Origin of the sequence: Arthrobacter sp. APC 3897, from assembly GCF_030407495.1 — a bacterium.
Taxonomy (GTDB): Bacteria; Actinomycetota; Actinomycetes; order Actinomycetales; family Micrococcaceae; genus Arthrobacter_B.
On record NZ_JASDDG010000002.1, the window covers coordinates 155,768 to 168,660 of the forward strand.

Annotated in this window: 13 protein-coding genes; 5 read left to right on the forward strand and 8 right to left on the reverse strand. The window is 65.0% G+C overall.

What is annotated here, in order from left to right; translation table 11 throughout:
- Positions 1 to 97 precede the first annotated feature (97 nt).
- Positions 98 to 1,696, forward strand: coding sequence for a malate synthase A (gene aceB / locus QMA10_RS01885; RefSeq protein WP_290165617.1), 1,599 nt, complete (start codon positions 98 to 100; stop codon positions 1,694 to 1,696).
- On the opposite strand, the gene QMA10_RS01890 is transcribed toward aceB, so the two are convergent.
- Positions 1,678 to 2,745: an alpha/beta hydrolase gene (locus tag QMA10_RS01890; protein ID WP_290165619.1), complete on the reverse strand. Its 1,068-nt coding sequence runs from the start codon at positions 2,743 to 2,745 to the stop codon at positions 1,678 to 1,680. The genes aceB and QMA10_RS01890 overlap by 19 nt on opposite strands.
- Positions 2,746 to 2,917: 172 nt before the next feature.
- Between QMA10_RS01890 and QMA10_RS01895 the strand changes: the two genes are divergently transcribed.
- Positions 2,918 to 3,418, forward strand: coding sequence for a helix-turn-helix domain-containing protein (locus QMA10_RS01895; protein ID WP_290165621.1), 501 nt, complete (start codon positions 2,918 to 2,920; stop codon positions 3,416 to 3,418).
- 72 nt (positions 3,419 to 3,490) lie between these two features.
- Positions 3,491 to 4,609 carry an alanine dehydrogenase gene (ald, locus tag QMA10_RS01900; protein ID WP_290165622.1) on the forward strand — a complete coding sequence of 373 codons (1,119 nt, stop codon included), beginning with the start codon at positions 3,491 to 3,493 and terminating at the stop codon, positions 4,607 to 4,609.
- A gap of 52 nt (positions 4,610 to 4,661) precedes the next feature.
- Here ald and QMA10_RS01905 read toward each other — a convergent pair whose 3' ends face one another.
- Entirely contained in the window at positions 4,662 to 5,399 is a 738-nt protein-coding gene (locus tag QMA10_RS01905; protein WP_290165625.1) for a GAF and ANTAR domain-containing protein, read from the reverse strand.
- 352 nt (positions 5,400 to 5,751) lie between these two features.
- On the opposite strand from QMA10_RS01905, the gene QMA10_RS01910 reads away from it, so the two are divergent.
- On the forward strand, positions 5,752 to 6,180 hold the full coding sequence (locus tag QMA10_RS01910; protein WP_290165626.1) for a hypothetical protein: 429 nt from the start codon (positions 5,752 to 5,754) through the stop codon (positions 6,178 to 6,180).
- Positions 6,181 to 6,277: 97 nt separating this feature from the next.
- Here QMA10_RS01910 and QMA10_RS01915 read toward each other — a convergent pair whose 3' ends face one another.
- Positions 6,278 to 8,479, reverse strand: a complete 2,202-nt coding sequence (locus tag QMA10_RS01915; protein ID WP_290165628.1) for a catalase — start codon at positions 8,477 to 8,479, stop codon at positions 6,278 to 6,280.
- Positions 8,480 to 8,607: 128 nt separating this feature from the next.
- Positions 8,608 to 8,757, reverse strand: coding sequence for a hypothetical protein (locus QMA10_RS01920; protein ID WP_290165630.1), 150 nt, complete (start codon positions 8,755 to 8,757; stop codon positions 8,608 to 8,610).
- A gap of 152 nt (positions 8,758 to 8,909) precedes the next feature.
- On the opposite strand from QMA10_RS01920, the gene QMA10_RS01925 reads away from it, so the two are divergent.
- The gene (locus tag QMA10_RS01925; protein ID WP_290165632.1) at positions 8,910 to 9,470 is read left to right on the forward strand and encodes an NADPH-dependent FMN reductase; all 561 of its coding nucleotides are present in this window, start codon (positions 8,910 to 8,912) and stop codon (positions 9,468 to 9,470) included.
- 88 nt (positions 9,471 to 9,558) lie between these two features.
- Here QMA10_RS01925 and QMA10_RS01930 read toward each other — a convergent pair whose 3' ends face one another.
- From QMA10_RS01930 to QMA10_RS01945, 4 genes are all read right to left on the reverse strand, one after another.
- Complete coding sequence (locus tag QMA10_RS01930; protein WP_290165635.1) at positions 9,559 to 9,750, reverse strand: hypothetical protein; 192 nt, start codon at positions 9,748 to 9,750, stop codon at positions 9,559 to 9,561.
- Between the two features lie 32 nt (positions 9,751 to 9,782).
- Positions 9,783 to 10,742, reverse strand: coding sequence for a lantibiotic dehydratase C-terminal domain-containing protein (locus QMA10_RS01935; RefSeq protein ID WP_290165637.1), 960 nt, complete (start codon positions 10,740 to 10,742; stop codon positions 9,783 to 9,785).
- A 394-nt stretch (positions 10,743 to 11,136) separates the two neighbouring features.
- A complete protein-coding gene (locus tag QMA10_RS01940) occupies positions 11,137 to 12,078 on the reverse strand; it encodes a sugar phosphate isomerase/epimerase family protein (protein ID WP_290165639.1) in 942 nt (313 codons plus the stop codon).
- A 44-nt stretch (positions 12,079 to 12,122) separates the two neighbouring features.
- Entirely contained in the window at positions 12,123 to 12,893 is a 771-nt protein-coding gene (locus tag QMA10_RS01945; RefSeq protein ID WP_290165641.1) for an SDR family oxidoreductase, read from the reverse strand.

A 12,893-nucleotide genomic window follows, 5' to 3' on the forward strand; every position in this document is an offset into this window, starting at 1 on the left:
CGATGCGGAAGTGTTAGTCGGGAAAGCGTGTAAGCTCCAACGCATCGATGCATCGGCTGGCAACCCAGCCGTCTCACGACACGTAGGGAGAAACACCATGGCCATTGATGTGAGCGACATGTCCCCCGCCCCCGGGGCTGAAAAGATTCTGACCCCGGACGCACTGGCGTTTGTCGAGGAGCTGCACCAGCGGTTCCGCCCCACCCGGGACAATCTGCTGGAAACCCGGACCGAGCGCCGCAACCGCGTCGCGGCCGGAGACAGCCTGGATTTCCTGCCCGAAACCGCCGGCATCCGTGAGGGCAGCTGGAAGGTGGCTCCTGCCCCTGCCGCCCTGACCGACCGCCGCGTGGAGATGACCGGCCCGGCATCGCCGGCCAAGATGGCCATCAACGCACTCAACTCCGGAGCGAAGGTCTGGCTGGCGGACCTGGAGGACGCCCACACGCCCACCTGGCACAACGTGGTGGACGCCGAATACAACCTGTACCGGGCGGCGAGGGGGGACCTGTCCTTCACCTCACCCGAGGGCAAGGAATACGCTCTGCGCACAGACGCGCCCCTCGCCGTGCCCGTGGTGCGGCCCCGCGGCTGGCACCTTCCGGAAAAGCATGTAACGGTCGACGGCGAACCCGCCGTGGGAGCGCTCGTTGACTTTGGCCTGCACTTCTTCCACAACGCAAAACAGCTCCTCGACAACGGACAGGGCCCCTACTACTACCTGCCGAAGATGGAGAGCCATCTGGAGGCCCGGCTCTGGAATGACATCTTCACCTTCTCCGAGGAGTACGTGGGCATCCCGCAGGGTACGGTCCGCGCCACCGTCCTTATCGAGACCATCCCGGCGGCTTTCGAGATGGACGAAATCCTTTACGAACTGCGCGACCACGCCTCCGGCCTCAACGCGGGCCGGTGGGACTATCTCTTCAGCATGATCAAAGTCTTCCGTGACTCCGGCAAGGATTTCCTGCTGCCGGACCGCGCCGACGTCGCCATGACCGCACCGTTCATGCGCGCCTACACGGAGCTGCTGGTCAGCACCTGCCACCGCCGCGGCGCCTTTGCCATGGGCGGCATGGCCGCCTTCATCCCGAACCGGCGGGAACCGGAAGTCACGGCCAAGGCGTTCGAAAAGGTGACCGCGGACAAGACGCGGGAAGCCAATGACGGCTTCGACGGTTCCTGGGTGGCCCATCCGGACATGGTGGATACCTGCCGAGAGGTGTTCGACTCCGTCCTTGGGGACAAGCCCAACCAGGTGGACAAGCTGCGTGACGACGTTTCCGTCACAGCCAAGGACCTGCTGGATGTCTCCACGGCGGAAGGCGCCATTACCGAGGCCGGTCTGCGTTCCAACCTGTATGTGGCAGTGGCCTATACGGCCGTCTGGCTCTCCGGCAACGGTGCCGTGGCCATCCACAACCTGATGGAGGACGCAGCCACCGCTGAAATCTCCCGCTCACAGGTGTGGCAGCAGGTGCATAACGGCGTTGTCCTGGAGGACACCGGCGCCACCGTGACCCCGGAACTGGTGGAGCGCCTGCTGGCCGAAGAAACCGAGCGTCTGCGCAGCGAGGTTCCCGAGGAGCAGTTCACCCGCTTCTACGCTCCGGCAAGCCGGCTGATTGCAGACATCAGCCTGTCCGAGGACTATGTGGACTTCCTGACCCAGCCTGCCTATGAGCTGATCGGCTGAGAACCCGCCCGCAGCTTCGGGGACACTTCCGGGGCTGCGGGCAGGTAACCCCGCGCCCACTGGTCCACCACCGCGTAGGCGCGCCGGCGCACCGGCTTTGCGGACAGGAAAACGTCGTGCAGGGCGTCCGGCACCCGTGCCACCGTTACACAGGTTCCAAGTGACAGGGCCCGGCGGGCCACCACGTCCACATCCAGGGCAACATCGGCCTTTTCGGCGTCGGCTGACCACCGGGGCTGCAGATAGCTCTTGTCGGAGAGCAGCACGAGCACAGGCAGGTCAAGGCGGAGCCCCTGCGCGACCACAGCCTGGGCACGGAACACCGCGTTGAGGAACGCGACGGTGCCCGGAAACCCCCGCAGCGGACGCCACATCAGGTTGTAGGTCCACTCTCCGCCGAAGGCGGAGAAGACGGCGCGGGCATAGTTTCCGGCGTCCACCGAAGGCAGCTGGGCCAGAGGGCGCCGCTGCGCTTCCCTGCCGATCAGCGGCGAGATGATCCGCCTGCCCAGCTCCGTAGCCTGGAATTCGAGCCACGGACTGTTCAGCACCAGGGCCGAGGCCGCTCCCGGATGCCGGGACGCCCAGAGACTCAGGGTGAGCCCGCCGGTGGAATGCCCCAGCAGGATCAGAGGCCGCGCAGGTGTCGCCGGACCGGAGGGCTGGCCGGCGGCCGCCGGGACCGGCCGCCCCATCGCGGCGAGCGCCGCGGCAATGTCGGCGTCGTATTCGGTCAGATCCGTGGTGAATCCCGGGCTTTGCCCCGGACGGAGGCTCCGGCCGTAGTTGTGCAGGTCCAGCGCAAAGAAGCGCATCCCGGCCTGCGCCCAGTACCGGGCAAGCTCGGTCTGGAAAAAGTAGTCCGACCATCCGTGCACGTAAAGGACATCACCGGCGGCGGCATGCTCCCCGCCGGGAGGAGCATCCGGCGGCGAGTAGCGGACCAGAGTTGCCGGAGCGCCGTCGGGCAGGTCGAGCGTCAGCTGTTCAAAGCCTTCACCGAGAATGTCGGGCTGCCAGGCCCCGGGAGGGGGGTTCAGTTCCTGCAAGGCAAAAGTTCCCTTCGGGCCGCGTGTCCGGAGGCCGGACGGCGTCCGTGCGGCTACCGTCCATGCTCCCGTGCCGCCGAGCCTGCGGTCAACGCAGCCGGGCCCCAGCGCCGCCCGGCCGGCGCACAGAGCCGGTGAGGTTATTGCCGCGGATCTTTGGCAAGATGGCAGCATGACCGCGACCCCTCTTCATACATCTCCACTCCCTGCCGCTGAGGTGCGGGCGCTGTCCCGTGCACTTTCCGCGGGTGACGTGACCGTTTTTGTTGACGGGACTGCGCTGCGCCTGCCCGCTGCCGCCCGCGACGCGGTGCTGGACCTGCTCGCACGGCTGGGCCGGGGTGAAGACGTTGTGGTGGCATCCGGCGACGGGGCCGGGCCGGCGGCAGCCCAGCCGGCCGCGGCACCGCCCTCCACGGCGCCCTCCGGCCCGGCAGCCCCGTCCGCCCGGAGCGGGTCCGGCATCCCCCTCCTGACGACGTCGCAGGCTGCGGCTGCAGCGGGAATTTCCCACACGTATCTGCGCAACCTCACGGACGCCGGCGTCATCCCCGTTGAATACCGCGGCACGCACCGCCGCATCCGCCTGTCCGACGTCGAAGCCTGGCTGCAGGCGCAGCAGGCGGCCAAGTCCGCGCGGACACAGGGAGGCGGGGCCCAAGTTGAGGAGTGAGGGGATCACTCCCCTATGCTGGGGAGAACCCCGGCGGTTGCCCGCCTCACCTGCAATGCAACGGAGCTAGCTGTGATTATCGGTATCCCCAAGGAAATCAAGAACAATGAATTCCGGGTGGCCATAACGGCCTCCGGCGTCCATGAGTTCAGGACGCGCGGACACGAGGTGCTGGTGGAATCCGGCGCGGGCACAGGTTCCAGTATCAGCGATGCCGAATATGCCGGGGCGGGCGCCACAATTCTGGAGTCGGCCGATGACGTCTGGAACCAGGCAGATCTCATCCTGAAGGTCAAGGAACCGGTGGAAGCGGAGTACCGGTACTTCCGTTCCGATCTGGTGCTGTTTACCTACCTGCATCTGGCCGCCGCACCCGAACTGACGAAGGCCCTGCTGGCCTCCGGAATGACCGCCATTGCCTATGAAACAGTGCAGGAAGGACGGGCACTGCCGCTGCTGGCACCCATGTCCGAGGTGGCCGGCCGCCTCTCCGTCCAGGTGGGCGCACAGTGCCTGATGTCCCCGGCCGGAGGTCCCGGACTGCTCCTTGGCGGTGTTCCCGGCGTCCGCCCGGCAAAGGTGGTGGTCCTGGGCGCCGGAGTGGCCGGCACCAATGCGGTGGCTGCGGCAGTGGGTGCCCACGCCGACGTCTCGGTCCTGGACATCAACATTGACCGCCTGCGCCAGCTCGACGCCCAGTACGCCGGCCGGATCCGCACCATCGCGTCCAACGCTTTTGAAATCGAGCGTGCGATGGCAGACGCTGACCTCGTCATTGGATCGGTGCTGATTCCGGGGGCCCGGGCCCCGAAGCTGGTCACCAATGACATGGTCTCGCGGATGAAGCCCGGCAGCGTCCTGGTGGACATCGCCGTGGACCAGGGCGGCTGCTTCGAGGACTCCCGGCCCACCACCCACGAGGATCCGACCTACCGGGTCCATGGTTCGCTGTTCTACTGCGTGGCCAATATGCCCGGAGCGGTGCCCAACACCTCCACGTATGCGCTGACCAACGTCACCCTGCCCTACGCCGTCGCACTCGCAGACCGCGGTGTGCGCGGTGCGTTTGACGCCTCTCCGGCACTGGCACGCGGGCTGAACATTGCCGGCGGCAAGGTAGCCCATGCCTCGGTGTCCACCGCCCTCGGCCTGGAACTGACGGAGGACTGGTCCGCGCTCGTCCCGGCCTGATGCGCGGAAAGCGCGGACGGCGGAACATGCCGGCCGTCCGCGCCCGGGGCCGTTAACCTTCGGTGAAATGGGTGGCTGCGGGTTTACCGTTCAGCCGCTCGACTATTTCCCCGGCCAGATCCCGGACCTTGACGTTGCGGCTGTTGGAGGCCCGCCGCAGGGTGTCGAAGGCCTCCTGCTGGGTGCAGCGGTTCTGTCCCATGATGATGCCCACGGCCAGATCTATGCTGGTCCGTGAGGCGAGTACGCCCTGCAGGTCCTCTACAGTGGCCGCGTGCTGCGAGACCCGCACCGCCAGCAGCAGGGCCTGTGAGGCTTCGGCGGCATAGGTACGGGCGACGCGGCGGAAGTCCTCGTCGAAAACATCCGGACTCTTGGCGTACAGGTTCATTGCTGCTTTGGCATGTCCGCCCAGCTTGAGCGGAACGGCGTACATGGACCGGATGCCGTAGTTTCGGATGCAGTCCATGTACTCCGGCCAGCGGTTGTCGGTGGCAGCATTGCCCACGTGCACCTCGGCCTGGACCCGGATCGCGTGCAGGCACGGCCCGTCCCCGAACGCGTACTGGAGTTCGTCCATCTGCAGCGCTTCGCTGTCGCTGCTGGCCACCGTGAACTGATGGTCCCGCGAACGCTGGAAGGTGATGCCGCAGTAGGTGGTTCCCCGAAGGGAAAGCGATGACGCCGTGAGAACGGCAAGTTCCGAGAGAAAGTCCTGCACGTCCTCGTGGTGAACAAGGAGATCCTGCAGGTGTGCCCACGGGGCACTTATGGTGCTTGAGTCGTTCATGATTCCTCTGCCGGCGCACGCCGCACCGGAGAGGACCGCGGCAGTATGCGCAATGACGGGCGGTATGCCCGGGCACGGAATTGTCTGCCGTGCGGTTTGATATTACGATAAAAAAATCACGGTCAAGACGCGGCCATGGCTTTCTGCGCACCCTCCAGCAGAGGATATCCATGGATCCTGCAGTTCAAATTCCCGTCTGTCACCAGTGCGGTGTAGACGATTTTCTCATTTTTGAGTCCTTCACCCCCGCGGCCGGCGATACGCCCGCTATGGCCAACTACACATGTTCCGTCTGCGAGTCTTTCGCCGGGCACTTTGTTCCTGCCGGCTGGCTCCCTCCCGGACAGGGCAAATGAGCGCTCCGGCTGACCGGCCCGCTCCCGGATATGTTCCCCGGCTGCTCTCCGCCGCAGCATTCATCACCAACCGCGCCACCGAAGAATCCCTGACAGAGCTGCGCCTTACCCATGAACGCACGCTCATCCTGCGGCTGCTAACCCATTCCGAGACTACGGAGGATCAGCTCTCCGCGAGTTCCGGACTGCCCGCTGCCTGTGTCCGCGACTGCCTGGCCGACCTTCAGCACTGCGGCTACATCACTTCAGGCGCCGGAGGTCTGTGGACCATCACTGCCTCCGGAGAGAGCATCAGCGCCCGGGCCACCCGCGCCGAAACCCAGCTCCTGCTCCTCTCCGACACCGACGTCGACAGCCTGCGGGGTGATCTGCACTCTCTCATCAGGGCACTGACGCCGCCCGCCAGTGACAACCCCGGTTACTAAGCACAACCCCGGCCAAGGAAAAAGGGGAAGCCCGGCGCTACTGCCGCCGGGCTTCCCCTTTTAAGCTGCTGCACGGTGTCCGCGCAGCGTCTTGAAGCTACGGAACCATCGTCGGGAAACGCTCCCAGACACGGTGGCTTGCCAGCAGTCCGCTGACACCGGCTGTTGCCTCGGCAGGAGTACCCACCACAACGCCGGGGGCGTCCACGGGCACTCCTGCGGCCATGAGGACGGAGCCGTCACCCAGGGCACCAATGGCCTTGGCATGGCGGAAGGCCTCCGCCAGGAGCATGGTGACGCGCGGGTCAAGGGAAGGGTGGCCCTCGGGGTTGCCTGCCTTGGCGTCCAGGCTGTCGACGGCATCGGGGGCCGGGTTACCCGTTGCCGCCACCACAATGGCGTCAAACTCGGTGGAGCGGGCCGTGAGGTAGGTCCGCTGGATGGTCACTTCGCCCCCCAGCTTGCCGCCGTGCGGAGCAATCACCAGCGGAACCATGCCCTCGGCGGTGACAGCGGAGAGCACTTCATTCAGCGCACCCAAGTCCGTCGCGTCATCGGCGACAACACCGACCAGACGGCCTGCCACGGGCCACGTCCCGCCGAGCTGGCTCAGCGCCGGGCTCGGCTGGGTGTCTTCAACGACGACATTCGGCGCCGGCGCTTCAAGGCCAAGACCAGTGGCCACCTCAGCGGCAAGGCGCTCGTCGATATTGGCCAGGGACTGGAGCTGACGCAGCCGGATGTTCTCCTCGTAGCACTTGCCGAGTTCAAACGTGTAGGCCTGCACCACATGGTCCTGTTCCACGGGAGTCAGGGAGCGGAAGAACATCCGTGTCTGGCTGTAGTGGTCATCGAAGGTTGCCGGGTTTTCGCGGACCTTCCGTGAGGCCGGCACCTCGGTGGGGACATCGATGAAGGCGCCCATGTCCGCTCCGGCCATGAACGGGCAGCCGCCGTCGAGGGAGTTGGGCTGGTACGGAGCAACCCCCGAGTGGTCCGCGTCCTGGTGGAAACCGTCCCGGAGCATGTCATTGACCGGGGCGTGCGGACGGTTGATCGGAATCTGGGCAAAGTTGGGGCCGCCCAGGCGGGTCAGCTGCGTGTCAATGTAGGAGAACAGCCGGCCCTGCAGCAGCGGATCATTGGTGACGTCGATGCCCGGCACCAGGTGGCCGGGGTGGAAGGCAACCTGCTCCGTCTCCGCGAAGTAGTTCGTGACGTTGGCGTTCAGGGTCATGGTGCCGATGAGCTGCACCGGAGCCAGTTCCTCGGGGACCAGCTTGGTGGGATCGAGGAGATCGATGCCCTCGAACATTTCATCTTCGGTGTCCGGGAAAACCTGGATGCCGAGGTCCCACTGCGGGAAGGCGCCGGCTTCAATGGAGTCTGCCAGGTCACGGCGGTGGAAGTCGGGGTCCATGCCGTTGATGATCTGCGCTTCTTCCCAGACCAGCGAATGCACGCCCTGCCGGGGCTTCCAATGGAACTTCACCAGCGTGGTTTCGCCGGCGGCGTTCACCAGACGGAAGGTGTGGACGCCGAAGCCCTCCATGGTGCGGTAGGAGCGCGGGATACCGCGGTCCGACATGTTCCACATGGTGTGGTGCTGGGCCTCAGTGTGCAGGGAAACAAAATCCCAGAACGTGTCATGGGCGCTCTGCGCCTGCGGAATTTCACGGTCCGGGTGCGGCTTGCCGGCGTGGATGACATCGGGGAACTTGATGGCGTCCTGAATGAAGAACACCGGAATGTTGTTGGCAACCAGGTCATAGTTGCCCTCGTCGGTGTAAAACTTGGTGCTGAAACCGCGGGTGTCACGGACTGTGTCCGCGGAACCTCGGGAACCCAGCACCGTGGAAAACCGCACGAATACCGGCGTTTCAGCGCCCTTGGCGAGGAACCCGGCCCGTGTGACGCCTTCTGCGGCGCCGTTGGCCACAAACACGCCGTGGGCCGCAGCGCCGCGGGCGTGGACGACGCGCTCCGGGATGCGCTCATGGTCAAAGTGAGTGATTTTTTCCCGGAGGTGATGGTCCTGCAGGAGGACCGGTCCGCGGGGACCTGCCTTCAGCGAATGGTCAGTGTCGCGGAGCCGGGCGCCCTGTGCAGTGGTCAGGTACCGGCCGCTCTGCGCGTTGGAGGACTTCGGTGCTCCGGTGGGAACGCCGGTGGGGGAGACCGTTTCGGGTCCGTCCTGGTCAGGCTTCGGAGGCAGCGGTTCCCGCGGCTGGGTTGGCTCGGCCAGCTCCGGAGCCTGCGGCCCCGGGACGCCCGGTACGGATGTGCTCTTGTCAGACATGTAGCCTCCATCATCGTTCGAACCAGGTGCCGTCCAAATGCGACGGCCCATAGCCACCCTACTAAATTAGTAAGCCTGCTGACACTTATTTGCCGTTGGCGGGTCCGCCGAAGCCGGCCAGCCCCCGGTTATCCGCAGCCGTAGCACCGGAAAACGGTTCCCTTCCCCACACCGGCACCGTTGGCAGGAGGGTCCATGGCGGATGCCGGCGTGCCCAGCCCGGACACCATGTCCAGCACTGTGCGCAGCGGCAGACTGCGGTTCCCTGCTGCGTCCACAGGCCCGCCTCCGCTGCCTGCAACCCCTCAGCCGGCTGCCTGCAGGCCCGACCGTGCGGTCACCGCGGAACAGAAACCGACCACGGTCCGCTTGTAGTCTTAGGTGTAATACCTGTGCCGCAAAACCGGCACGGTTCCTGATAGGAGTTTTCTTGAGCACCAAAGTACTTACCCTGGTCGGCAGCCTTCGGGCTGGTTCCGTCAACCGCCAACTCGCCGAAACGGCCGTCGTGAACGCCCCCGAGGACGTTGAGATTGTCATCCACGAGGGCATCGGAACCATCCCGTTCTACAACGAAGACATCGACGTCGAGGGCACTGTCCCCGAAGCCGCTGCGGCGCTGCGCAAGGCAGCCGCTTCCTCCGACGCCCTGCTCCTGGTGTGCCCGGAATACAACGGAACAATGCCCGCCGTGCTGAAGAACGCCATTGACTGGCTGTCGCGCCCGTTCGGCACCGGCGCCATTGTTGGCACCCCTGCCGCCGTGATCGGATCCGCCTTTGGCCAGTTCGGCGGAGTCTGGGCCCATGATGACGCCCGCAAGTCCCTGGGTATTGCCGGCGCCCATCTGGTGGAGGACGTCCGCCTGTCCATCGGCGGCTCCGTGACCCGCTTCGCCGAGGTCCACCCCAAGGATGATGCCGAGGTTGTGGAGCAGATCCGCAGCGTGGTTTCCTCGCTTGCCGGGGCTTCCACCTCCAGCGCTGCTTAACAGCCCCGAATCACATCAGGACGGACCCCGCTGCTGCCGCAGCTGGGTCCGTCCTGATGTATTTGTCTGAAGTCCCTAACCTGGTTGCCTAATCCCAGAAGCCGCCGGCCCAGGCCGCATCCCGCAGGTAGTCGCGCGCCGGGCCTACATCCCAAAGTTCTCCGCTGGAGGCAACAATCCCCTTGTCCCGCAGGTCTTCAACAACGTCCTCCGAACATCCCAGAACCTCCGAGAGGTCTTGGGAACTCGACGCGACTATGAACTCGTTGCGGCTCGTCACGGGGTCTCCTTCTGGTAGGGCTTGATGGTTGCCTAGTGCCGGCCCAGCAGTGCCGCTTCGCGTTCAGTGCTCCAACTGCGGGCGTACAGCCCCAGTGCCGCCTCTTCCCGCAGGGACAGTCCGAGCCGGTTCAGCAGCATGTGCGCCTGATACACCGTCAAATGCTGTGCGCTCCTGCTCAGCCGGGCCTTGTCCGCACGGTAGAGATAGTTATCAACGCTCCTGAACCAGCGGCGGCGCCAGTTCTCCACGGCGTTTTCGGCAGCGGTGGCGGCCATCAGGCGGTGGGTGGGCGTCACCTTAGCCGCAACCTGAATGGTCATCGCTTCCCGGACACTTGCTGCCCGCTGCCCAAAGCCCGCAGTGCAGCTGCGCAAATGGCTGTCCCAGTAGTAGTCCCAGGAGATTCGCCGGCGGTCCGGCCAGCTTGCCGAGTGGGGGCCCTTCATCATGGCGCGGGCGGAATCAAACAACAGGAGCGATCCGAAGGCCCACCTGTTCTGAATCTTGGGGAACCGCACCGTAGCCCAGGCAGCCAGCTCTGAGGAGAGTTCAAAAACCTCTTCAGCCAGTGACAACCCCTCCAGACCGCCGTATTTGGCCAGGTCTGCCTCGAGCCGGGGGTTCTGGTGGTCCGCTCCGCCGGGACCCAGCCGGTCCGTGGCCCGATCACTGATCTGCTGGGTCATTTCCAGATGGCCAATGACACCGCTGGCCTGTTGCCGCAGTGCACCCAGCAGCGGCGTCAGCCGCTCAAAAATCTCGGGTTCCCCCAGGAACCGGACCCGCACATGCGCGTTGGCAGGCTCCAGGCACCTCGTGTAATACCATCTGCCGGCCCCGTAAGCCTGTGCTTGAGCCGCCAGCGGGGTAACCAGCTCTCCAATGATGCCGTCCGCTACATCGAAGCCCCCGGTGTAGAAGGAGACCGTCCACCACTGGGCCGTCGGGCGAGTTCGTGAGGCGTTTCGAACTGCTGTCAGCTGTGTCATGGCGTGAGTCCCCTCCGGGGTTGGTACTTGGTTACCGCCGCTGAGCGGGGTCTTGCTGTTTACTCGTTGTGCATCAAGTTGCTTTCCCCCTGAGGGGATTTACTAGATCCAGTCCCAAACTTTGGTCATTTTCGTTCCCCTCCTGTACCTGCGGCCGCGTGCCGGCCTGTGCGGTTGGTTGACTCCGAAAGCTTCCCCCGGTGCGCAACGCCTCGTCTACCCTTTCCGGTGCCCTGTTCCTGTCATGGCCCCTTTGGCCCTTGCCTGTCATCCATTCACCGCTGTCCTTGACCGTATGCCCGCATGCCAGCAGGGAAAACGGGAAAAATCCGCTGCTTCCGTGCAGGCTTCCCAGAAATGGCATTAAGCGGCCATGGCAGTCATTTCGCAGCGGCTATTCTTCCGGCAGCTTCGCCCGCAGGATGTCCCGGATGTAGTTCCGGTTCATGGCGGCCACGGACAGTCCGTCACCACCGTAGTGCTCCACGCACATCGGACCGTCAAACCCTGCTTCCACTGCCATGCCGATGGCCTCCCGGTAGTTGATGAACCCCAGCGCCAGCGGCGCGGGCGCGGAGGCGTAGGCCCCCGTAGCCGGATCATGGTCCCGAAAATAATTCTTCAGCTGCCAGTAGTTGGTATGCGGGAGCATCTTGGCCAGCATTTCCCGCCAGTCCTCGACCGGACGGTGAAGGCGCACGATGTTGCCGATGTCAGGGCAAAGTCCCACGTTGGGCAGATCCACGGCTTTTACCAGCTGCACGGAGCTGTCCGCCGTTCCGAGGAAAGTTCCTTCGTACATCTCCAGCGACAGGCTTACTCCGCGTTCGGCCGCATATTCGCCCAGCTCACGAAAGCGCTCTGCCGCCTTGTCCCGGTTAGCCGGCGTGTCTTCATCCTCGATTCCCTGTGCGAGCCAGAACCAGGTTGCGTCCTTCTGCTCCTGCGTAAGGGGATCGTGCAGTCCCAGGCAGACCATAGGCGCTTCGAGGTCCGCCGCTGCATCAATGGTCCGCTTGGTGTAGGCCATGTTCCGCTGCGCCTGGTCTTCATCTGCGGTGATCACACTCTTGCGGGTGACCGCGAGATCGCTGAAAGACAACCCGTAGGAGCGTGCCAGCTCCAGCAGCTGACTCCGCCCGGCGGCGTCGAGATCGCCAGCCCGGACCCATGAATCCGTCAGGTCCACGTGGTCAAAACCAGCCACACTGACCTCCCGCAGGGTCTGTTTCCAGGCGTGCGGTCCAGCCTCGGTGCGGTCCAGTCCGTCCTGCGTGACTCCCGCGAAGTTGAGCAGGGCCGCTCCGATCGGCCATGTTTCGGGTGTGTACGTCATTTCCTTCTCCTTGCAGTAGTCAATGGTGGTTGCTGTTGGACGGTTCACACCATGTGCTTGCCGCCGTCGATGAAGTACGACCCGCCGTTGATGAAACCTGCCTCTTCGCCCAGTAAAAAGCTCACCAGGGCAGCAACCTCCGATGGATGGCCTACCCGCTGCACGGGGATGCCGCCGGAGAGGCCGGCCCGGCGGTCTTCGCTCAGCGGTCCGCCCATGATGTCGGTGTCAATGGGGCCGGGAACGAGAGCGTTGCAGGTGATGCCGTGCGGTCCCAGCTCCCGGGCCGCGCCCCGGGTGAGTCCCAGCACGGCGGCCTTGGCACCGGCGTATCCGGTTTTCGAGAAGGTCCCTCCTCCGTCGTAGGCAGTGATGGAGGAGGTGTTCACGATGCGTCCGCCGGCACCGCCGTCGACCATGCGCCGCGCCGCGGCCTGCATCATGAGCAGCGTTCCCGTGGCGTTGACGTCCATGACGCGCGTCCATATCTCCTTTGAGAGCTCGAACAGGGTGTGCGGACTGGCGATGCCGGCAAGGTTGACCAGTGCCAGCACCGGGGGCAGCTCGGCATCCATCCGGGCGAAGGCCGCCTGGACCGACTCAGGGACCACAACGTCAGCGGCCATGCCCAGGACCGGCTGCGCCGATTCGGCAGCGAGCTCTTCGGCAAAGGACTGCACCGCATCTCCGTCAAGGTCCAGCAGGGCCAGGGCCCACCCTTCCTTGGCAAGACGGCGGGCAACCTGGCGGCCGATGCCTCTTTCACTGCCTGTTCCGGTGACAACTGCGGTTCGATGTTCGGGATATTTGGCCAT